This window comes from Streptomyces sp. NPDC060031 (genome assembly GCF_042736805.1).
Taxonomy (GTDB): domain Bacteria; phylum Actinomycetota; class Actinomycetes; order Streptomycetales; family Streptomycetaceae; genus Streptomyces.
Map to the genome: position 1 here is coordinate 39714 of NZ_JBHWVM010000047.1, position 19918 is coordinate 59631.

Sequence of the window (19918 nt, forward strand, 5' to 3'; positions counted from 1 at the left end):
GACGCCGACGGCCCGTCCCCCGGCGAGGGGGACGGGCCGTCGGAAAGGCGGGTGAGCGGGGACTACTCCGGCGGGCCGATGTAGTTCTTGAGGCCCGGGACGGTGAGCGTGCCGCCGAACTGGCCGGCCTGGACGACCTTGACGTTCGTGAAGAACGCGAAGGGAACGTTCAGGGGCGGCGGGCTGTTCGGGGTGAACTCGATCGGGATCAGGCCGAAGAGGTTGCCCTTGAGGCTCTCCGTGTACATGGTCACCGTGGCGCCGCGGATCTTGGACGTGGAGCCCGGACGGGACTTCAGGTGGGCGACCTTCCCCTCCTTGCCGACCGTTTGGTACAGGTCCTTGATGTCCAGCGAGTCCGCCGTGAACTTCAGGACCTTCTTGGTCTTGCCGCCGGCGGTCTTCACCTCGACGATGCCGTGGTAGTCCAGGCCGTAGAGGGCCAGCAGCGAGCTGTTGAGGTACCAGGGGTCGTCGGGCAGGAGCGGGATGCCCGGCTCCAGCTCGGCGTCGGCCAGCGCCTTGGCGTCGTAGGTCGGGCAGGGGAAGGGTTCCTTCCCGTCCGCGTCCTTCGAGGCCCCGGGCGTGGGCTCGGCGTCGTCGGCCTTGTCGTCCGACGCGTCCTCGGCCTTGTCGTCCGACGCGTCCTCGGCCTTGTCGTCCGCCGTGTCGTCGGCGGTCTTGCCCGTTTCGTCCTTGGGGGTCGTGGCGGTGTCCTTGACCTCCTTGGACAGCTCCGAGACCTCGGCCCCGGCCTTCTTCGCCGCATCGCGGATCGCGTCCGCCGACGGTTCGGGGGCGGGCGTGGCGGCAGGCTTGGACGGGGTCGCGGGCGCCGGGGCGGCCGCCGTCCCCGCGCCCGTCAGGGGCTTGCCGAGCTCGTCGAGGAGACCCTTGAGCTTGTCGCCGACACCCAGCGGGTCCAGCGGGTTCACGGTCTTGGACGCCGACGGGGCGACGGGGGCGACCGGAGCCGCCTGCTTCGCCGCCGGCTGTTCGGCGGGCTTGGCCGCCGGCTTCTGCGCGGGCTTCTCGGCCGACGCCGACACCGGCTTCGACGCCGACGGGGTCACACCCGGCGAGGGGGTCGCGGTGGGCGAGGCACTCGGCGACGGCGTCTTCGAAGGGGACTTCGAGGGCGACGGCGTCGCGGTGTCCGCTTCCGCGGGCTCGTCGGACCGCGTCACGCACGGTCCGGGCGCGAAGGGGATCTCCTTGTCGTCGGCCATGGCGAGCTTGGGCGCCATGCCCATCCCGACGAAGACCGCCGTCGGCATGGCCGCCAGCGCCATCGTCTTGCCGACGGGTATCTGGATCTTGGTCAGCAGCGACTTCCTGGGCGCCGCGTGCCGCGGACCCTTTCTCTCACGGGACTCTGCGCCTGGGGCCACACCCCGCTGCGTCTCGTCACCCCGCACTGTTCCTCCCGCCATCGGCGTGGGCAGTCGTCTCGCTCGCGTATGCCGTCTCCGTGCCACGGGGCCCGGGGATGCCCGGGTATCCCGCCATCGCCTCGGCCTTGTCCGCCCCGTCGGCCCGTACCGTCTCGTCCACCGGCCTGGCGGGGACCCACGCCAGCGCGAGTGCGCCGCCGATCATGGCCCCGGTGAAGCCCATGAAGAAACCGCCGAGGTTGGACATCGGCAGGGACACCAGGGCCAGCAGGATCGCGGCGACCCCGGCGAAGACCCGGGCGCCCTGCTGGAACCACAGGGCCAGGCCCAGCGTGACCAGGAGGATGCCGATGATCAGCGAACCGGAACCGGCCGTCGTCGCCATCGCGAAGGTGACGTTGCCGAGCCGGAGGTCCGCGTACGGGAAGTACATGATCGGGATACCACCGAAGAGCGTGAACAACCCGGCCCAGAAGGGACGGCGACCACTCCAGGCATGGAAGTGGTAGTACGCAGCGGTGAGCAAGGCGTCATCTTCGGCGCGCACGTAGACCGGGGCCTGGTGGTTCATGGACAACAGCTCCCTGGAAACGGTGGTACGGAGAAGTCTGTGAAGCCCGGACGGGCGGGCGGGCGTCGGCTCTCACCACCGCCCGCCTGTCCGGTCATGCACCGGGACGGATTCAGTCCTTGATGTCCTGGTAGCACGGCTGGTCGCCGCCGAGCAGGCGCAGCTTGAGGTCGGGCAGCTTGAAGGTGCCCGCCGTCGTCGCCCATGCCTTCTGCTTGACGTTGGTGAGGACCGCCTTCTTGGCGCGCTGCGAGAACAGCGCACCGTTGGACACCGTGCCGGCCTGCGGCTTGGTGGTGTGGCTGCCGTCGCCCACCGCGACACCGATGTCGAGGTCGGTGAACTCGGCGTCGGCGTCGAGCTCGGCAACATCCAGGTAGATGTTGTCCGCGACCGCCGGCTTGCCCTTGTTGCCCGTGCGCAGCTGGAGCGTGATGTTGCCGAGCGGAGTCGGCGTCACCAGCGACTGGCACATGTTGGTGATCTCGGCGTGGCTGAACCCGGAGATGGTGACCGGGTGGTACACGTCGCCGGGGCCCTTGAGGTCCTTGCCCTTGGTGACGCTGCCGTACTGGATCAGGTTGTCACCGTCGAGCTTCTCGGCGCTGACCTTGAAGTCCTGGCCGGAGACGCTGAAGGACGCCGCGAGGGCACCCTGCGCCAGACCCACACCGACCGCGGCCGTGGCCGCGATGCTCGGCACCATGACGAGCGCGAAGCGCTTCCATCTGGTCCCACCACGAACCTGAGAACTCATTTTCGTTCCTCCTTCTCGGACGTACATCTCCGGTCCGGGCCGTGCCCGTCCTGGGATGGGAGAAGTGCTACGTCCTCGGGAAGAAGCGCAGGCGGCCGAGCCGCGGCCTGGCCGCGTCCGGTACACCGGCGATCACCCCCGAGCGACAACCACTTGGCCACGCGTTCGCGCAACCTGGAGGACAGGCCCCGCCGTGCGGCGGAGACCCCCCTGTCCCACGGCCGGTGCCACTGCCACCGGCCGGCTCGGTGGGGACCCTCCACCGCGGCTCCGAGTGAGCGGCTCTGCGGGAAGGACCGAGCGTCGCCGATCGTGGTCCATTACCGGCCGGGGCACAAGGGGGTTCGTTACTGGCGGGTAACGGCCAGATAACCTACGTAAGACCCACTGACGTCGGGCAGCAACACAGGGTGTCACCGAAGGCCACGACAGATCGGCGGAAGAGTGAACACACCGGACAGTTCACGGGGTTCGATTTACTGCGAGTAACAGCGGCCGCAATTACCAAGTTTTGGCAAAGTGCGACCGCTGTTGGGCTTCGTGTCAACAAATCGCCGGTGGTCCACCGGCCCACGGGGCGCCTCTCGACGGCGCCTCTAGAACAGCACCCGCGCCAGCGCCGTGCGCGCCGCCGACACCCGCGGATCGTCCGCCCCGATGACCTCGAACAGCTCCAGCAGCCGCACCCGTACGGCGTCGCGGTCCTCACCGAACGTCACACGGACGGTGTCCACCAGGCGCCCGAAGGCGTCCTCCACGTGGCCGCCGACCAGATCCAGGTCCGCCGCAGCGATCTGCGCCGCCGGGTCGCGCGGCTTCTCGGCCGCCTCGGCGCGCACCGTCTGCGGGTTCATGTGCTGGACGCGGGCGAGGAGTTCGGCCTGGGACAGGCCCAGCCTCGCCTCGGTGTTCGCCGGGTCGTCGGCCAGTACGTTCTTGTACGCCTGCACCGCGCCGCCCAGGTCACCGGCGTCGAGCGCGACGACGGCCGCCTCCAGCAGCGCGTCGTACGGGCCCGCCGGGGCCTCGGCCTCGGCGGCCGGGGCGGCCGGCGCCTCGGCGCTCGGGTCGACCTCGATGCCGATGATCCCGAAGCGCTCCTCCGCGACCTGGACCAGCTGGGCCAGCGTCGCGCGGATCTCCTGCTCGGGGGCCACGCCCTGGAACAGCGGCAGGACCTGGCCCGCGACCACGGCGAAGACGGCCGGAATGCCCTGGATCCCGAACTGCTGCATCAGCATCTGGTTGGCGTCGACGTCGACCTTGGCCAGCACGAGGCGGCCGTTCGCCTCGACGGTCAGGCGCTCCAGCAGGGGGCTGAGCTGCTTGCACGGCTCGCACCACTCGGCCCAGAAGTCGAGGACTACCGGGACCTCCGCGGAGAGCTGGAGGACATCGCGTTCAAAACCGGCCTCGTCTACGTCGACGACGAGGGCGGACGGCGGCAGCGCGCCGGGGGAGGCGGGGGCGCCGCCCTGGGCGGCCTGCCGGGCCGCCTCCGCGCGCGCCTGCTCGGCCTTCGCCTTGGCCTCGCCGGCCGCCTTCACCGCGGCGAGGTCTACGACGCCGCTCATGGACATGTTTCTGGGCTGCATGCGTACATCCTCCCCCGTGTGCGCGCACCGACGAAAAAGATCGGCCGAATCGGACCCAACCTTCTTGCTGTGTGGCGCCTGGTCCCCACCTGGCGCCGGTAGCTCGCGTGGTTGTCGCTCTTACGCTACGACCCGTAGCGTAACTCCCTTCGCCCCTCGGCGCCCCGCGATCCGATCCGTGATCTGAACCACACCTTCAGGGGTCCGGGCGGTTCCGCTACCGGCGGGTATGGTCTCGGCCATGCGCAACCCCAGCTCAGGCCCCACCCCCACCCCGCCCGGCGGCCGCACCGGCCGTCCGCGCAGTGCGGCGGCGGACGCCGCGATCCTCGCGGCCACGCGCGACGCGCTGGTGGAGCTGGGCTGGTCGAAGCTGACGATGGGCGACGTCTCGGCGCGGGCCGGGGTCGCGAAGACCACCCTCTACCGGCGCTGGGCGGGCAAGAACGAGCTGGTCGTGGACGCGGTGGCGGAGCTCTTCGACTCCCTCGAACTGCCCGACCGGGGCTCCCTGGAGGCGGACATCGAGTACGTGGTCCTGCGGTTCGCGGAGCTGCTGCGGCGCCCGGAGGCCCGTACGGCCCTGATGGCGGTGGTCGCGGAGTCCACCCGGGACGAGGCGCTGCGCGACCGGATCCGGTCGGCGATCGTGGACCGGCAGAAACGTCTCGTCGTACTGGGCCGCGAGCGGGCGCAGGCCCGCGGCGAACTCCCGTACGAGGAGGACGAGTCCCTCGCGGGCCGCACCACGGACCTGATCTTCGACGTCATCGCGGGCACGGTGGTCCACCGCGCCCTGGTCAGCTGCGAACCGGTCGACGAACTCTGGGTCGCCACCTTCACGACCCTCCTGATGCACGGCCTGCGCGGCCCGGCCCCGGCGGCCTGACGGCGCCTCGGCCCAGCGGGGCAGTACCCCCGCAGCCGCCCTCGTTCGTCACCACGCGCGCGCTCACACCGCGTACGGGAACAGCAAGGCCGGTCATGCCGCCACCGTACGGGGGCATGACCGGCCTCGCGGTGCCGGGCTGCGGTCGCAGCACTAGAAGCCGGGCGGCTCCGTGTACGTGCCCCACTCGTCGCGCAGGACGTTGCAGATCTCGCCCATCGTGGCCTCGGCGCGCGCCGCGTCGAGCATCGCCGGGATCATGTTCGAGCCGTCCCGCGCCGCGTCGAGCATCGCCGTCAGCGCCGCCTTGACCTTGGCGTCGTCGCGCCGGCCCTTGCGCTCGGCCAGTTCGCGGACCTGGACCCGCTCCACCTCGTGGCTGACCCGGAGGATCTCCAGGTCCCCGGTGACCGATCCGTGGTGGACGTTGACGCCGACGACCCGCTTGTCGCCCTTCTCGAGCGAACGCTGGTACTGGAAGGCCGACTCGGCGATCTCCCCGGTGAACCAGCCGTCCTCGATGCCGCGCAGGATGCCCGAGGTGACCGGCCCGATCGGGTGCTGCCCGTTCGGGTGGGCGCGCAGCCCGCGCTCCTTGATCTGCTCGAAGATCTTCTCCGCGTCCGCCTCGATGCGGTCGGTGAGCTGCTCGACGTACCAGGAACCGCCCAGCGGGTCGGCCACATTGGCCACGCCGGTCTCCTCCATCAGCACCTGCTGCGTGCGCAGGGCGATCTCGGCGGCCTGCTCGCTCGGCAGGGCGAGGGTCTCGTCGAGGGCGTTGGTGTGCAGGGAGTTCGTGCCGCCCAGGACGGCCGCGAGGGCCTCCACGGCGGTGCGCACGACGTTGTTGTACGGCTGCTGCGCGGTGAGGGAGACACCGGCGGTCTGGGTGTGGAAGCGCAGCCACATCGTCTTCTCGGACTTCGCCCCGTACACCTCCTTCATCCAGCGGGCCCAGATCCGGCGCGCGGCACGGAACTTGGCGATCTCCTCGAAGAAGTCGAGGTGCGCGTCGAAGAAGAAGGAGAGCCCGGACGCGAAGTGGTCCACGTCCAGCCCGCGGGAGAGGCCGAGTTCCACGTACCCGAAGCCGTCGGCGAGGGTGTAGGCGAGCTCCTGCGCGGCCGTGGCCCCGGCCTCGCGGATGTGGTAGCCGGAGACGGAGAGCGGCTTGTACGCCGGGATGCCGGCGGCGCAGTACTCCATGAGGTCGCCGATGAGGCGCAGGTGCGGCTCGGGCTCGAAGAGCCACTCCTTCTGGGCGATGTACTCCTTGAAGATGTCGGTCTGGAGCGTCCCGTTGAGGACGGCCGGGTCGACTCCCTGCCGCTCGGCGGCGACGAGGTACATGCAGAAGGCGGGCACGGCGGGCCCGGAGATGGTCATGGAGGTGGTGACGTCCCCGAGGGGGATGTCCTTGAACAGCACCTCCATGTCGGCGGCGGAGTCGATGGCGACCCCGCAGTGCCCGACCTCGCCGAGGGCGCGGGGGTCGTCGGAGTCCCGCCCCATGAGGGTGGGCATGTCGAAGGCGACGGAGAGCCCGCCGCCGCCGGCGGCCAGGATCATCTTGTAGCGCTCGTTGGTCTGCTCGGCGTTCCCGAAGCCGGCGAACTGCCGGATGGTCCAGGTCCGGCCGCGGTACCCGGTGGGGTGCAGACCGCGGGTGAAGGGGTACTCCCCCGGCCAGCCGATGCGCTCGAATCCCTCGTACGAGTCGCCGGGCCGGGGCCCGTAGACGGGATCGACGTCATCCCCGGAGAGCGTGGTGAAATCGGCCTCGCGCTTGCGGGCCTTGTCGTAACGGGCCTGCCAGCGGCGGCGGCCCTCCTCGATGGCGTCAGCGTCCATACCGTTGAATTTACTAGGACGTCCTAGTAAATGTCGATGGGCAACCCCCGGAGAGTCACCCCGGGGGCGGCGCGGTCGAGTGAAACGCGAGTGTTCAGGCCTTCGCGGTGGCGAGGGAGTCGGTCACGAGCGGCTCGATCTCGGCGCGGACCTTGCGCTCGACGAAGAACGCGGCGAGCGGGATCGTGCCGGAGAGCATGACCCACAGCATCTTGCCGAACGGCCACTTCGCCTTGGAGCTCAGGTCGAAGGCGAAGACCACGTAGATCATGAAGAGCACGCCGTGCGCCTGGGACACGACGAACGTCAGGTCCGCGCCCTTGTCGAAGCCGTACTTGAAAATCATGCAGGTGCAGAGCACCAGCAGCATGACGGCAGTGGCAAAGGCCATCACCCGGTAGCGGGTCAGCACGCTCTTCTTCATGCCGTCGAGCCTAGCCGTCCGGTTTGCGCGATCTTGACGGGGGCGGCGTGATCCCCGCTACGCCTCTTCGAAGTCGTCGGCGGCGACCCGCAGGGGCCGCAGCAGCGCGAAGATCTCCGCGCACTCCTCGGCGTCGTACGCGCCCAGGCCGAAGTCGATCCCCATCAGGTCCCGCGTCGCCGCCTCGACGACCTCGCGGCCCTTGTCGGTGATGGAGGCGAGGGTGCCGCGGCCGTCGTTCGGGTTCGGGCGCTTGGCGACGAGACCGGACCGCACGAGGCGGTCCACCGTGTTCGTCACCGAGGTCGGGTGGACCATCAGCCGCTCGCCGATCTTCGACATCGGCAGCTCGCCCGCCTTGGAGAAGGTCAGCAGCACCAGCGCCTCGTACCGCGCGAAGGTCAGCCCGTACGGCTTGACCACCGCGTCGACCTCGCCGAGCAGGATCTGGTGCGCCCGCATGATCGAGGTGATGGCGGCCATCGAGGGCACCGGCCCCCAGCGCTGCTGCCAGAGCTCGTCGGCGCGGGCGATGGGGTCGAAGGGAAGGCTGAGCGGCTTTGGCACGTCTGCGACCCTACCGGGCGGTCATTTGACGGGGTGCCCCGTCTCACTCCTCGGCCCCGACGGGGCAAGGCGCGGGCTGGCCGGGCAGCCGACCCGGCAACGCGTTCGGACGGTGAGCACGGGCTCCCGGGCGGGCCCCCTCCGGGCCCGGCCCGGCCCCCGGCGGGGGTGAACGGTGTCGCGACCTCGCCCGACATTCCCGCTATGTCACGATATGCCGGTCCGCTGCCCGACCCTTCGTCCCGAGGAAGCCGGATGCCAGGCCGTCGTCGCACCGCCGCCCGCCGCCACCCCCTCCCCACCGCTCTCGCCGCCGCCACCGGCCTCGCGCTGCTGCTCGCCGCCGCCCCCGGGTGCGGCCCGGCCCCCAAGGCGCGGCCGCAGTCCGCGCCGCCCGAGGGGCCCGTGGCGGCCGGCCCGGCCCAGGAGTCCCCGTTCTGGGTGGACCCGCGGAGCGACGCCGCCCGGCAGGTCGCCGCCTGGGAGGCGCAGGGACGCAACAGCGACGCCCAGGTGCTGCGCCGGATCTCGGACCGGCCGATGGCGCTGTGGGTGTCGGCGGGTGACCCGGGTCCGGAGATCCGCCGGGCGCGGGCCGCCGCCAGGGCGGCCGGCCGGACCTTGCTGCTGGCCGCGCACAACATCCCGTACCGGGACTGCGGGCAGCACCCGGCGGGCGGCGCCCGCGACGCCGCCGCGTACCGCAAGTGGATCGGCGCCGTCGCCGACGGCATCGGCGACGGCAAGGCCCTGGTCATCCTGGAGCCGGACGCCGTCCCGCACGTCGTCGACGGCTGCACCCCGGCCGACCGTCACGACGAGCGCTTGCGGCTGCTGTCCGAGGCCGTGGACCGGCTCAAGCGGAACAAGAACACCAAGGTCTACCTGGACGCCGGCAACCCGGCCCGGATCCCGGATCCCGCGAAACTCGTCGAGCCCCTCGACAGGGCCGGGCTCGCGCGCGCCGACGGCTTCTCCCTCAATGTCTCCGACTTCCAGCCCGACGAAGCCGGCCGCGCGTACGGCGCCAGGATCTCCCGGGCCACCCGGGGCAAGCACTTCGTCATCGACACCAGCCGCAACGGCGACGGACCGCTGGACGGCGACCGCGGGCAGGCCCGGTGCAACCCGCCGGGCCGGTCCCTGGGCACCCCGCCGACCGACCGGACCGGCGACCCGCTCGTGGACGCGTACCTGTGGATCAAGCGCCCCGGCGAGTCCGACGGAACCTGCCGCGGCGGCCCCGCCGCCGGCCGCTGGTGGCCCGACTACGCCCTGGGACTGGCCCGCCGCGCGAAGGAGTGACCAAGAACCGGCCATTCCCCACCAAGTGGGGCGGGGCACCCCCCCTGTACGCGCCCCGCCCCCATGGCCACGGGCTCAGTGCCAGACGGTGCAGGCGATGTTGTAGCCCCACTGGGGGTTGTTGTACGGGTCGCCGTAGCTCGGGTTTGCTCCACAGGCCCGGATCCAGTAGCCGGGCCCGTCGTAGTGGCTGTACGAGGTGCGCGTGTACACCCCGGAGGGGACCTGGTAGTCGACGAACGGCGTCCAGGTGGCGCCGCCGTTGCGGGAGACGTCCAGGTAGAGGGCCTCGCCGCCGCCCTGCAGCCAGGCCTCGCCCCACGCGTAGTCGTGGCCGTCGGAGCCCGTGAAGATGTTCATCCGTACCGTGCTGGTCCAGCCGCTGGGCGAGAACGAGGCCGTGTAGCTCGCGTTGACGGCCGCCCCGGAGGCCAGCAGCTTGTCGGCGACGCCCGCCGGCAGTTCCATCGGCTTGGTCGTCACGTGCCGCAGCCCGGACGGTCCCGCCTCCCCGGTCGGGGCGGGCACGCTCACACCCGCCAGTGCCGCGGCCTCGGCCTCGGACCCCTTGACCGGGCCGCCGGTGGCGGTGGCGTGGACCGGGCCCGTCAGGGAAAGACCGGCGATCAGTGCGGCCCCGATGGCCAGCGCGCCGATGCGTTTGTGGGACATGGTCGCTCCTTCTTCCTCGCGTTTTCGAGACACCGAGCGAACTCGGCTGTGGACGGTGGACGGCCGCCGCTGTTCCCTGGCCGGTCCGGGGCACACGCTGCCCCGCGGTGGATTTGACCGGCCGGGCCGGAACGGGCCTGCGCAGGTCACCGGGTACTCACGGGGCGGACAACCCGGTTGTCCGCGGACATCAGGGGGCACCATGGGCAAGACAGGCCGCCCACAGGGGGCGATGAAGGGTCAGACGGATGCCGCCAACGCGCTGGCGCGCTTCCTGCGGACCATGACCGACTCGCTGACGGTCCGTGAACTGGCGGAGCGCTACGGCGGCGGCAAGACGCTGTGGGGCGAGTACCGCTCCGGCGCGCGGGTCATCCCGCTCGGCCGGCTCAACACGGTGGTACGGGACCGCGTACGCGATGTGCGCGGCCGCGAGGCCATGCTGGAGCAGGCCCGGCGGCTCCACGACGGCGCGCTGACCGCAGAGGTGGCGCGCACCCCCGCACCCGCGCTGGACGAAGCGCTGCACCGGGCCGAGCGCGATCTGGCCGAGTCGGGGCTGCTGGTGAACCGGCTGCTCGCCATCATCACCATGCTGCTGAAGGTGCCCGCACCCGTCGGGCCGCCCGCCCCGGAGCGACTGGGGCAGCGGGTGCACGAGCACCTGGACGAGGCCTTCGGCCAGCTGGCCACGGCCTGGTCCGTGCAGACCGCGGCCCGGCGGGCCTACGCCGGGGCGCGCGCGGAGTCCGCCGCCGGCTCCGGGCCGGAGGCGACCGCGGGCCCGGAGCTGTCGCTCGCGCTGGCGCTGGTGGGCAGCGCCCTCGAACACCGGCGGGCGGAAACCCTGCGGCTGTGGGAGGGGATACGGGAGGACGGCTGCGACCGGGCCGCCCCCGGCCTCGACGACGGAGCCGACGTCGGGGGGATCGTCCTGGAACGCACGGACACCGCAACCGCGGCGGCGGTCACCTTCGCGGACCTCGACTCCGAGGCCGCCCTGCCCGACCCGCTCGGGCCGAGCGGGCCGAGCGGGCCGAGCGGGCCGAGCGGGCCGAGCGGCGCCGTGGACAGACCGGGGCCGCCCCTGCCGGTGCCCGTGCCGACCCGGCCGCGCCGGTTCTCCTACGCCGCCGTGGCCGCGGCCGCCCTGGTCGGCCTCACCACCGTCGCCGCCGCGGCCACGGTCGTCCTCGTCACCCGGCAGGCCGCCCCCGCGTCCGCCGGGAACGCGGCGCCGCGCTGGGAGCTGCCCCCGGGCCCCCTCCCCTTCTCCGTTCCCACGCCCACGCCCACCACCAGCCCGGGCCCCGCGACGGCGAGCCCGGCCGCCCCGCCGTCGGCCGGGCCGTCCAGGCCCGCACCCCCACCGGCGCCCGCGACCCCGTCCCCGCCGGCTGCCCCGGCCGACGGCGGCCGCTCCCCCGTCCCCACCCCGGCCGGTCCCGCCCCGGGGTCACCGAAGGACCCGCCGACGCTACCGAAGGCGCCGTTCCGGCTGACCAACACCGGCAGCGGGATGTGCCTGTCCCCCGACGGCGGGTCCACGATGCCCTCCGACGGGCTCGTGCAGAGCGACTGCGCGGAGAACTCGTCCCAGTTCTGGACGCTCACTGCCGAGGCGGCCGGCCCCGAGGGAATCGTCTACTCGGTCCACAACCGGCACAGCGGCCTGTGCCTGTCGGTAGAGGCGGCGCGCACCACGGACGGCGCCCCCGTCACCCAGTACCTGTGCGGGGACGAGGACGGCCTGTTCCCGGACCAGTTCTGGACCTTCCGCTATCACGCGTCCGCCCAGGCGTGGCAGTTGGTCAACCGCAAGAGCGGCAAGTGCGCCTCGGTACGTTCGGGCGAGGGGCAAACGGAGCCGGTACTCCAGGCCGGCTGCGCCGCCGAGCCCTCGATGCTCTGGCGCGCGTAACCACCCGCACCCCCGGCGGCGCCGCACACGCGAAGACGCTCACCCCCGGGTACACGACAACGACCCGTGGCGGCCGGGTGAGCCAGACTTGGCGGAGCGTAATACGCGTCATACACTATGGCTGTGGCCAAGACCAGGATCAGCATCAGCCTTGAGCAGGAGCAGGCCGAGCGCATCAGGCGGCATGCCGAGCGAGCCGGCTTGGACGTGTCCGCGTATCTCGTGCACGCCGCGACGCGGCAGATGGCGGAGACCGAAACCATAGAGGCGCAGTTCGCGGACGTGGACGCCTTGATCGCCGCGGCCGAAGTCGAGGCTGCGGGCGCGCCGCAGGATGACACGGCCGCCGGGGCACTGACGGAGCAGGAGCGGCGGGAGGTCGAAGCGGCCCTCGACCTCGTGTACGGGGCGGACCGGCCCGGTGCGCGTTCCGGAAAAGCCGCTTGAACGCGGGGAGGGTTCCCGTCTACGACACCGGGATGCTCATCGCCCTTGCCGACCGCAAGGCCAAGGCGGTTCACCTGCATGAAGCCCTGAAGGAGACCCCGCACCGGGCCCTTGTCCTCGGGCCGGTGCTGGCTCAGGTGTGGCGCCCCGACGCGGCGCTGGTACATGCGCTGGCCACGACGCTCAAGGACTGTGCCGTGCCACAGGCAAGGTCTTCGGCCCCGCCCATGCGCGCGACCAGGGCGGGCCGTCCAGAGTGCATCGCCTGCGCGATGGGCTTCGACCTGACGGATTGGCGCAGAATCGGTACCGTCCTCGGGGAGGCCCAACTCCCCCCGAAGAAGCGGCCGGACGCCGTTGACGCCTGTGTGGCCCTGGCCGCCGCGAAGCACGGCAGTGCGGTGATCTTCACGAGTGACCCGGAGGACATCACCGCGTACCTGTCGGTGCTTCAGCCGCCCGATGTTCACGTCCATGCCGTCTGACACGTCCGCGCGATGCAGGCGGGTCGGGCCGGGGCCGGTCAGCCCTGCGCGAGGTGGCGTTCCACCGTCTCCACCTTGGAGGTGATGCCGTCGGTGACGCCGGGGCGGATGTCCGCCTTGAGGATGAAGGAGACCCGGGGCGCGCGCGCCTCCACGGCCTCCACCGCACGCTTGATGACGGACATCACCTCGTCCCACTCGCCCAAGAGAGGGCACCTCTGACAACATGGAGGTCCCGTTTATGGGGTGGGAGGGAACTAAGGCATGCGCACTGCCATTTACCTGCGGTTGTCGCGAGAGTCGGACGACTCCGCATCTCTGGAAACGCAGCGCCAGGCGGCCCGGCGGTGGCTGGTGGCGAACGGGTACGACCCTGCTGACGCCGTGGAGTACCCGGACGCCGGGGTGTCCGGCGCCAAGCCGCTTGAGGCGCGAGAGCAGATGAGTGCGCTCATGGCCGCTCGCCCTGATCTCGTCATCGCGTGGAAGCTGGACCGGTACGCCCGCAGCGTGTCCGAGTTCCTCCGACTCGTCGCATGGGGCGAGCACTACGGCGTGAAGATCGCGACCACCGACGGCACGATCAACACACTCACTCCCACCGGCCGCATGGTCGCCGTGGTGCTCGCGGCACTGGCCGAGTGGGAACGCGAGATGATCAAAGACCGCATCACGGAAGGCCACGCCACCCGCCGCCAGCAAGGACGCTGGGCATCCGGGCGCGCTCCTCGCGGGTACCGCATCGTGCGACGTGACGATGCCGCCTACCTTGAGGTGGAACCAGAGCAAGCATCGGCAATCCGGGACGCCGTAACCACCCTGGTGAACGGCGGAACGGTAGCCGGCACAGCCAGGATCGTCGGTGTCAGCGAGCCTCAGTGGCGACGGCTGCTGAAAGCCCCGACGCTGCGCGGCCAGCGGGCCCACAAGGGGAAGCTGATCACGGCGGCCGATGGCATCACGCCGGTTCAGTTCGCGGACCCGATCTTGTCGGCTGCGGAGTTGAAGGCGGCACGGGATCGCATGAACGCCCTGGCCACGGGCAAGGATCGCGCCCCGCGACGTGCCACGCCGATGTGTTCCGACATGGCGGCGTGTTACCGAGGCTGCAAGCTGAACGGTGGAACGTCGGACAAGGGCATCCCCCTCTACCGCTGCAAGGCGGGCCACACCACCATCTACGCGGAGACTCTCGATCAGCGGGTAGAAAGCGACTTCCTGACCGTGTTCGGGAACATGCGGGAAGTCCTGGTCCACCTTGAGGGCGGCAACGACCTGTCGGCGGACATGGAAGAGCTTCAGGAGCAAGCCGACCGAGTGGCTGATCGCATAGCCACCGCTGGCGCGCTGATGATGCCAACCCTTGAGCGCAAAGCGAAGGAGCTGGAAGCCGCGTACGCCCGTCTGCTGGCCGCACACGACCCGGATACCCGAGAGGTCTCGGTGCCGACCGGGCGCACGATGGGGCAGGCGTGGGAGGCCGAGGACACGGCAGGACGCAGGCGCCTGCTGACGCTCCTCAATCTTCGCGTGACCCTGTACCCGCGCGAGGCGACCGACCGCCTGTCGGTCAAGTGGGGACCGGACCCTGAGCAGATGGCAGAAGCCGAGCTTGCCGCCATCGCTGCGAGTGACGCTGAGGAACTGCCCCCTCGACGCGCCCCGCTGACCCCTGACCAGCATGAGGAGATCCGACAGGACATCTTGGACGACATCGCACGACAGGAAGCGCTTCTGTAGACGCCTGAGCGCCTGTCACGGCCCGCCCCCGGGGAAACCTGGTGGCGGGCCTTCAGCTTCCTGGCGCCGTGGACTCACGCCGTTCCGCCACTCGTCGCCCGATGCGTCGTCCCCCGTCGACGGCTGAGAGGAAGCCCGAAGGGAACCCCGTTGCAGCATTGACTGCATAGCGTCACGGAAGCGCTCACTTCGCTACCCTCTGTTGCCAGAGTGCGCCAAAGTGCGCCACCTAACCCTGTTTTCATTTTCTACTAAACGCGTTTAGAGAGAAGGTGAAAAGGGCAGTTAGTTCGGCACTTTCGACCCCGGTGCGCCCACGTGTCGACGCGAGCGGGGTGGCGGGGGCAGGGGATGAACCCCCCATGGGTGACCCGAACCACCGTCAGGCGTCTGCCCTCCCCGGTCCGTACGGGTCTGGCAGTTGCGGACATCGGGGAGTCGTGGCGCAGTGTGACGAGTGAGAAGCGTCGCAGAAACGATGGTTTATGAGACGGTCGAATCGGCGCTCCGGGGGCTCCACTCAGCGTTCAAAACCCGTCTCAAAACCTGCCGGAAACCTATCGTGTTGTGAGACGGGTTCTGAGACGATGTGGTCATGAACACGAACACGGGACACCTCATCGGTTACGCACGGGTCAGCACGGATGACCAGGAAGCTCAGTTGCAGCACAATGCACTGACGGCAGCGGGGTGCGCACGAGTCTTCACGGACAAGGCGAGCGGGAAGAACATGGACCGCCCGGAGCTTGCCGCCGTTCTCGACTACGTGCGCCCCGGGGACACGCTGTGCGTGTGGAAACTGGACCGGTTCGCTCGCTCGCTGATCGACCTGGTCAACATGGTGGACGCTCTCGCGGCCCGTGGGGTCGGCTTCAAGGTGCTGACGGGTGCTCTTGCGAGTATCGACCCGAACACGCCTGACGGTCGCGTGATGCTTCAGGTGGTCGGCGCCATGGCGGAGTTTGAGCGGAGCCTGATCAAGGACCGGACCCGCGCCGGTCTGGACGCTGCCAGGGCGCAGGGTCGCGTGGGTGGCCGTCCGGCGGTGATGGACACGGACAAGCTCGCTGTGGCCAAGGCCCGGAAGGCCAAGGGCGAGAGCGTCACGGCCATTGCCAAGGCCCTCGGGGTGTCCCGCGCGACGCTGTACCGGGCGCTGGACGAGAGCAAGTAGCCCGTACCTCCGAGAGGCCGTCTGCCCGCCGTGATGGACGGTCTTTCCGCTGTCCGGGACGGGGGTAGGGCGCTTCCAAGGTTCCGCCGAAAGACCCGTCAGCGATCCCGGCTCAGGCTCGAAATACGCGCCCTGGGTGCAACCTCGTTTTTCTGGCCCTGCGCGCCGCTGACCGGGTAGAACGGCCGTAATGCGGGGCGAGAACCACCAAGTTAAGGGGTGGGCAGTGCCCCCGAGGCGCCCTGGTCAGGGACCGGAACGTGATGGCGCTTCGGCCCTTGTACGGGTTTCCGGGTCACTGACACCGACGTGATGTTTGGGCGTAGCTTCGGGGCATGGCTACTGAGCACTTGGGTGACCGCATGGCGAGGCTGCGCCGGTTCGCTGACCTGACGCAAGAGGGTCTTGCCGGACGGTCCGGCGTGTCCGTGGACGTGATTCGGAAGCTTGAGCAGCATCGGAAGCACAGTGCGCGGTTGCCGACGTTGCATTCCCTCGCCAGGGGGCTCGGCGTAGAGCTGACTGCCCTTCTGGGGGACCCGCCGGGCGTTCCGTCCAGCGGTGAAGCCGACCCGCCCCAACTCGTAGCCGTGCGGCGCGCCATCATGCCTTCGCTGTTCGCTCCGCCTGTTGATCCTGCGGGTGTCGAGCGGTTGTCCCTGCCCCTCCTGAGAGCCGAACTCGCCGAAGGGTGGACGCTGTACCACTCGGCGGAGTTCGGCCGTCTCATGGACGTTCTGCCGGGCATCATCTCGGATGCTCGGCTACTCGCTGCGGTGGGGAATCCGGAGCAGAGGGCAGCCGGCCAAGCGGCACTGGGCAAAGCGCTGCAACTCGGCGGACATCTGGCTATCCGTTTGGGTAAGACGGACCTTGCTCTCTCGGCGCTGGAGCGCGCTTACGGTGCCGCCGGGGACTCGTCAGACCCGTTGCTCGCGCCGATGATCTCGAACTCTGTCGCGTGGGCCTATCAGCGGCAGGCCCGGTTGGACGACGCGACGAACTTGGCCGTGCATGCTGCGGACGGTGTGGAGCGGGAGCACACGGATACGTCTGAAGGTGTTCGCGTGTGGGGTGCGCTACTGATGTCTGCCGCCACGTCGTACGCGCGGAGCGACGACTACGAGACCGCCAACGACATGATGGTCACTGCTGAGAAAGCGTCGGACCGACTTGCCAAGCTGCCGCCCCCGGTAGACGGCAAGCTCGTCTCCGTGTTCAGCCGTTCATCGGTACGCATCGAACGCGTACGCCTTGCCGTCCAGCATGAGCGACCAGAAGAGGCGTTGAAGCTGTCCAAAGGCATGCGCCTATCTGCGGACACGCCTCCGTCGTGGCGTACGTGGCTGCTCCTGGACGTGGCGCGCGCCCATACCGATGTGGGAGACGCGGAGGGTGCGGTGAAGGCTCTGGAAGCTCTCAGGCGGGTTGCCCCCGGCTGGATGCGGCACCACACCCTGGCGGTAGCCATCGTGAGTGATCTGTGGGTGGGGCATACGCGGCCTGCCGGTCTGCGCAAGCTTGCCGAGTTCCTTGGAGTGGATCAATAGCGTTGCGAGAGTAGGACGTTACGTCCCTGTGGATCACTCCTATCCGGCGAGAGCATCGAGCATCCGGCGGGTTACTCGAAGGGGTGCGGCATGGCGACGGCAGCACAGCAAGAGACGGCACGAACCGCTCCGCTCGAACCGGTACCTGTAACCGGATGCGGGGTGTGCCTCGCGCTGGCCACGGCCCGTGAGATCTCTCGGGAAGCCGACGACCCGTGCTCCGTGGCAGTGCAGAACGAGGAGCTTCGCAACCACCCGCACGGCCGGAGCGCGGCATGAGCGTGATCTCGGTGATGCGGTACATCACCTACGTCATGCGACGGCATCCGTCCGCCGAGACCACAGCGACCGCGCGGTGCCTGAACGCTGACTGCAACTGGGCCGCCGAACCAACCGGGAGCGCGGACGAGTGCACCGACATGTGCATCCAGCACACGGGCCGCACAGGTCACATGGTCTTCATCAGAGAGTTCTCGGAAGTCGCCGTGGTGGAGCGTGTCCGGTGACCAACGACAACGAGCACCAGGACCACGGACAGCTCAGCCGGCGGAGCGCGTTAGCCGTGACGCTCGGGGCGGTCGCATGGGTCACGGTCGTTGCGGCACTCGTCGCTCGGGGGTGGGGCGCGTGATCCTGGCACCAGTGGCGAGGGAGATCCAACGGACCCTTGCGCGGATGGCTGCGGAGGAGGCGGCACGGAAGCCTTCCCCGTCGTTCGCTCCTGGCTCGAGCGGTATCTCTAGCCGGGCACGGATGACAACACGCGTCACGCATATGGTGATCGTTTGGACTGCAATGGGATCTGAGCTTTTTGTTTAACCTCGCTCGTCACCCGACCTGCTGATCTGCAGTGTTTCTCGGGACAGCGGAGGCGGCCGTTCTCCACGCTTCGAGATGTCGAGTAACAAAGCATCAGAGAACGGCCGCTGTGTATGAGTCTGTCTGCTGACGTGTCCGGACGCGAGGCGTTGGGTGTGTTGTCCCGCTTTCGTGTCGAGTTCTACGACTGCCTGTACTCCCGTGCGGATGCACTCTTCGAGTTGACCGACGCGGTGCTGTGTGCGGACGGGCCGGTCAGGTCGCTGGTCGAGCTGACGCTGACGGCCGAGCACCGGCGCGGGCACGGGGCGATGTACGACGCGGTCAACCACGGCTGGCTGGAGCCGCACCGTCTGCGTCGGCTGCTGGCCTCCACGCCGTTGCCGAGGGCCGCCGACGGGCGGATCGTCCTCGCGGTGGACGTGAGCAACTGGCTGCGGCCCGATGCCCCTACCAGCCCGAACCTGCTGTTTTGCCATGTTTACGGACGAGGCCGCAACGCGGATCAGTTCATCCCCGGCTGGCCATACTCCTTCGTCGTCGCCCTGGAAACGGGACGGACATCGTGGACCGCCGTGTTGGACGCGATCCGGCTGGGACCCGCCGACGACGCCACCGCGGTGACTGCCACCCAGCTCCGCGACGTCTTCACCCGGCTTCTGCGGGCTGGCCAGTGGAAGCCCGGGGACCCGGACATTCTCATCGTCATGGACGCTGGCTACGACGTCACCCGCCTCGCCTACGTCCTGGCCGACCTACCGATCGAGCTGGTCGGCCGGCTGCGCTCGGACCGGGTCATGCTCCGCGACGCCGGACCGCGACGTCCCACCCCACGCGGCGGGCAGCCCCGCAAGCACGGAGGCGTCCTCACCTTCTCCAAACCCGACTCCTGGCACACACCCGACCAGGCCACCAGGTGCGACACCACCCGCTACGGCACGGCCGAGACCCTTGCCTGGGACCGCATGCACCCACGCCTGCAAGCCCGAGGCCCCTGGCTCGATCACTGCGGTGAACTCCCCCTGATCCACGGCACGTTACTCCGGCTGAAGGTCGAGCACCTCCCTGGTGACCGCGACCCGAAACCGGTCTGGCTCTGGTCCTCCAAGACCGGGATGACGAGCCAGGACATCGACCTGCGGTGGCAGGCATTCCTCCGGCGCTTCGACCTCGAGCACACCTTCCGCCTCTTCAAGCAGACTCTCGGCTGGACCGTCCCCAAGGTCCGCGACCCGCACACCGCCGATCTGTGGACCTGGCTGATCATCACCGCCCACACCCAGCTCCGCCTCGCCCGCCCGCTCGCCGAGGACCTCCGCCGCCCCTGGGAACGACCTGCGGAACCCCGCCGACTCACTCCCGCGCGAGTCCGCCGCGGGTTCCGGCACCTCCGCGCGAAGACCGCCCAGCCGGCAGGCGTGCCCCAACCATCCCTGCCCGGTCCCGGACGCCCACCCGGGTCGAAAAACCGCAGGCCAGCCCCACGACACGAGCCTGGCAAGACAGTGAAACGAGCAGAGACACTCACCGAACATGTCCGCTTGAAAGAACAACGAGGTTAAAGATCAAGCTGAGTACCAGTTCGCTCGACCGAGCAGCGAGATCCGCGTGACGATGTCCGGCGAACCCGGCCCGGTCATTCACCGGACCGCAGCCGACGGGAGTGTCTAATAAACGGCGGATCTGTTGATCATGGAGACGCCAAGTGAGTGAGATGACGATCGAGCACGAGTCCGTGGCTGAGCCGGTGGGTG

The 19918-nt window shown here is 69.8% G+C and carries 18 protein-coding genes and 1 pseudogene; 10 read left to right on the plus strand and 9 right to left on the minus strand.

What is annotated here, in order from left to right; all coding sequences use genetic code 11:
• Positions 1-62 precede the first annotated feature (62 nt).
• From ACFWB8_RS21415 to ACFWB8_RS21430, 4 genes are all read right to left on the minus strand, one after another.
• Entirely contained in the window at positions 63-1418 is a 1356-nt protein-coding gene (locus ACFWB8_RS21415) for a hypothetical protein (RefSeq protein WP_385229191.1), read from the minus strand.
• Positions 1408-1965, minus strand: a complete 558-nt coding sequence (locus ACFWB8_RS21420) for a DUF6114 domain-containing protein (protein WP_385229194.1) — start codon at positions 1963-1965, stop codon at positions 1408-1410. The genes ACFWB8_RS21415 and ACFWB8_RS21420 overlap by 11 nt, the downstream gene beginning before the upstream one ends.
• Positions 1966-2077: 112 nt before the next feature.
• Entirely contained in the window at positions 2078-2722 is a 645-nt protein-coding gene (locus ACFWB8_RS21425) for a DUF6230 family protein (protein ID WP_385229197.1), read from the minus strand.
• A 596-nt stretch (positions 2723-3318) separates the two neighbouring features.
• Positions 3319-4317 carry a tetratricopeptide repeat protein gene (locus ACFWB8_RS21430; RefSeq protein WP_385229200.1) on the minus strand — a complete coding sequence of 333 codons (999 nt, stop codon included), beginning with the start codon at positions 4315-4317 and terminating at the stop codon, positions 3319-3321.
• 241 nt (positions 4318-4558) lie between these two features.
• On the opposite strand from ACFWB8_RS21430, the gene ACFWB8_RS21435 reads away from it, so the two are divergent.
• Positions 4559-5206 carry a TetR/AcrR family transcriptional regulator gene (locus ACFWB8_RS21435; RefSeq protein ID WP_385229203.1) on the plus strand — a complete coding sequence of 216 codons (648 nt, stop codon included), beginning with the start codon at positions 4559-4561 and terminating at the stop codon, positions 5204-5206.
• Between the two features lie 153 nt (positions 5207-5359).
• Here the strand turns inward: ACFWB8_RS21435 and ACFWB8_RS21440 are convergent, their stop codons facing one another.
• The 3 genes from ACFWB8_RS21440 to ACFWB8_RS21450 form a co-directional block, all read right to left on the minus strand.
• Positions 5360-7060 (minus strand): methylmalonyl-CoA mutase, encoded by a 1701-nt coding sequence (locus ACFWB8_RS21440; protein ID WP_385229206.1) that lies wholly within the window; start codon positions 7058-7060, stop codon positions 5360-5362.
• Positions 7061-7154: 94 nt separating this feature from the next.
• The gene (locus tag ACFWB8_RS21445; RefSeq protein WP_385229209.1) at positions 7155-7484 is read right to left on the minus strand and encodes a DUF3817 domain-containing protein; all 330 of its coding nucleotides are present in this window, start codon (positions 7482-7484) and stop codon (positions 7155-7157) included.
• Positions 7485-7541: 57 nt separating this feature from the next.
• The gene (locus tag ACFWB8_RS21450; protein ID WP_385229212.1) at positions 7542-8051 is read right to left on the minus strand and encodes a MarR family winged helix-turn-helix transcriptional regulator; all 510 of its coding nucleotides are present in this window, start codon (positions 8049-8051) and stop codon (positions 7542-7544) included.
• Between the two features lie 255 nt (positions 8052-8306).
• On the opposite strand from ACFWB8_RS21450, the gene ACFWB8_RS21455 reads away from it, so the two are divergent.
• Entirely contained in the window at positions 8307-9356 is a 1050-nt protein-coding gene (locus ACFWB8_RS21455; protein ID WP_385229215.1) for a glycoside hydrolase family 6 protein, read from the plus strand.
• Between the two features lie 75 nt (positions 9357-9431).
• Here ACFWB8_RS21455 and ACFWB8_RS21460 read toward each other — a convergent pair whose 3' ends face one another.
• Positions 9432-10028: a hypothetical protein gene (locus tag ACFWB8_RS21460; protein WP_385229218.1), complete on the minus strand. Its 597-nt coding sequence runs from the start codon at positions 10026-10028 to the stop codon at positions 9432-9434.
• 232 nt (positions 10029-10260) lie between these two features.
• On the opposite strand from ACFWB8_RS21460, the gene ACFWB8_RS21465 reads away from it, so the two are divergent.
• The 3 genes from ACFWB8_RS21465 to ACFWB8_RS21475 all read left to right on the plus strand — a co-directional run bounded on the left by ACFWB8_RS21465 (position 10261) and on the right by ACFWB8_RS21475 (position 12881).
• A complete protein-coding gene (locus ACFWB8_RS21465) occupies positions 10261-11949 on the plus strand; it encodes an RICIN domain-containing protein (protein WP_385229221.1) in 1689 nt (562 codons plus the stop codon).
• 117 nt (positions 11950-12066) lie between these two features.
• Positions 12067-12396, plus strand: coding sequence for a plasmid mobilization protein (locus ACFWB8_RS21470; protein ID WP_385229224.1), 330 nt, complete (start codon positions 12067-12069; stop codon positions 12394-12396).
• A 32-nt stretch (positions 12397-12428) separates the two neighbouring features.
• On the plus strand, positions 12429-12881 hold the full coding sequence (locus ACFWB8_RS21475) for a hypothetical protein (protein WP_385229227.1): 453 nt from the start codon (positions 12429-12431) through the stop codon (positions 12879-12881).
• Between the two features lie 38 nt (positions 12882-12919).
• Here ACFWB8_RS21475 and ACFWB8_RS21480 read toward each other — a convergent pair.
• Positions 12920-13084, minus strand: a pseudogene (locus ACFWB8_RS21480) (MTH1187 family thiamine-binding protein); the annotation flags it as partial.
• 61 nt (positions 13085-13145) lie between these two features.
• Here ACFWB8_RS21480 and ACFWB8_RS21485 point away from each other — a divergent pair.
• The 5 genes from ACFWB8_RS21485 to ACFWB8_RS21505 all read left to right on the plus strand — a co-directional run bounded on the left by ACFWB8_RS21485 (position 13146) and on the right by ACFWB8_RS21505 (position 19726).
• On the plus strand, positions 13146-14621 hold the full coding sequence (locus tag ACFWB8_RS21485) for a recombinase family protein (RefSeq protein WP_385229230.1): 1476 nt from the start codon (positions 13146-13148) through the stop codon (positions 14619-14621).
• 595 nt (positions 14622-15216) lie between these two features.
• Positions 15217-15795, plus strand: a complete 579-nt coding sequence (locus tag ACFWB8_RS21490) for a recombinase family protein (RefSeq protein WP_385229233.1) — start codon at positions 15217-15219, stop codon at positions 15793-15795.
• A 335-nt stretch (positions 15796-16130) separates the two neighbouring features.
• Entirely contained in the window at positions 16131-17345 is a 1215-nt protein-coding gene (locus ACFWB8_RS21495) for a helix-turn-helix domain-containing protein (RefSeq protein WP_385229236.1), read from the plus strand.
• Between the two features lie 275 nt (positions 17346-17620).
• Positions 17621-17851 carry a hypothetical protein gene (locus tag ACFWB8_RS21500; protein WP_385229239.1) on the plus strand — a complete coding sequence of 77 codons (231 nt, stop codon included), beginning with the start codon at positions 17621-17623 and terminating at the stop codon, positions 17849-17851.
• 426 nt (positions 17852-18277) lie between these two features.
• Complete coding sequence (locus ACFWB8_RS21505) at positions 18278-19726, plus strand: NF041680 family putative transposase (RefSeq protein ID WP_385229242.1); 1449 nt, start codon at positions 18278-18280, stop codon at positions 19724-19726.
• The last annotated feature ends 192 nt before the right edge of the window (positions 19727-19918 follow it).

Excerpts from the sequence above, each read along its gene's own strand:
- ACFWB8_RS21505 (WP_385229242.1), top strand. The coding sequence starts at position 18,278 with ATGAGTCTGTCTGCTGACGTGTCCGGACGCGAGGCGTTGGGTGTGTTG.
- ACFWB8_RS21425 (WP_385229197.1), bottom strand. The coding sequence starts at position 2,722 with ATGAGTTCTCAGGTTCGTGGTGGGACCAGATGGAAGCGCTTCGCGCTC.
- ACFWB8_RS21500 (WP_385229239.1), top strand. The coding sequence starts at position 17,621 with ATGAGCGTGATCTCGGTGATGCGGTACATCACCTACGTCATGCGACGG.
- ACFWB8_RS21460 (WP_385229218.1), bottom strand. The coding sequence starts at position 10,028 with ATGTCCCACAAACGCATCGGCGCGCTGGCCATCGGGGCCGCACTGATC.
- ACFWB8_RS21475 (WP_385229227.1), top strand. The coding sequence starts at position 12,429 with ATGCTCATCGCCCTTGCCGACCGCAAGGCCAAGGCGGTTCACCTGCAT.
- ACFWB8_RS21495 (WP_385229236.1), top strand. The coding sequence starts at position 16,131 with ATGGCTACTGAGCACTTGGGTGACCGCATGGCGAGGCTGCGCCGGTTC.
- ACFWB8_RS21440 (WP_385229206.1), bottom strand. The coding sequence starts at position 7,060 with ATGGACGCTGACGCCATCGAGGAGGGCCGCCGCCGCTGGCAGGCCCGT.
- ACFWB8_RS21445 (WP_385229209.1), bottom strand. The coding sequence starts at position 7,484 with ATGAAGAAGAGCGTGCTGACCCGCTACCGGGTGATGGCCTTTGCCACT.
- ACFWB8_RS21435 (WP_385229203.1), top strand. The coding sequence starts at position 4,559 with ATGCGCAACCCCAGCTCAGGCCCCACCCCCACCCCGCCCGGCGGCCGC.
- ACFWB8_RS21465 (WP_385229221.1), top strand. The coding sequence starts at position 10,261 with ATGAAGGGTCAGACGGATGCCGCCAACGCGCTGGCGCGCTTCCTGCGG.
- ACFWB8_RS21470 (WP_385229224.1), top strand. The coding sequence starts at position 12,067 with ATGGCTGTGGCCAAGACCAGGATCAGCATCAGCCTTGAGCAGGAGCAG.
- ACFWB8_RS21455 (WP_385229215.1), top strand. The coding sequence starts at position 8,307 with ATGCCAGGCCGTCGTCGCACCGCCGCCCGCCGCCACCCCCTCCCCACC.
- ACFWB8_RS21485 (WP_385229230.1), top strand. The coding sequence starts at position 13,146 with ATGCGCACTGCCATTTACCTGCGGTTGTCGCGAGAGTCGGACGACTCC.
- ACFWB8_RS21430 (WP_385229200.1), bottom strand. The coding sequence starts at position 4,317 with ATGCAGCCCAGAAACATGTCCATGAGCGGCGTCGTAGACCTCGCCGCG.
- ACFWB8_RS21490 (WP_385229233.1), top strand. The coding sequence starts at position 15,217 with ATGAACACGAACACGGGACACCTCATCGGTTACGCACGGGTCAGCACG.
- ACFWB8_RS21420 (WP_385229194.1), bottom strand. The coding sequence starts at position 1,965 with ATGAACCACCAGGCCCCGGTCTACGTGCGCGCCGAAGATGACGCCTTG.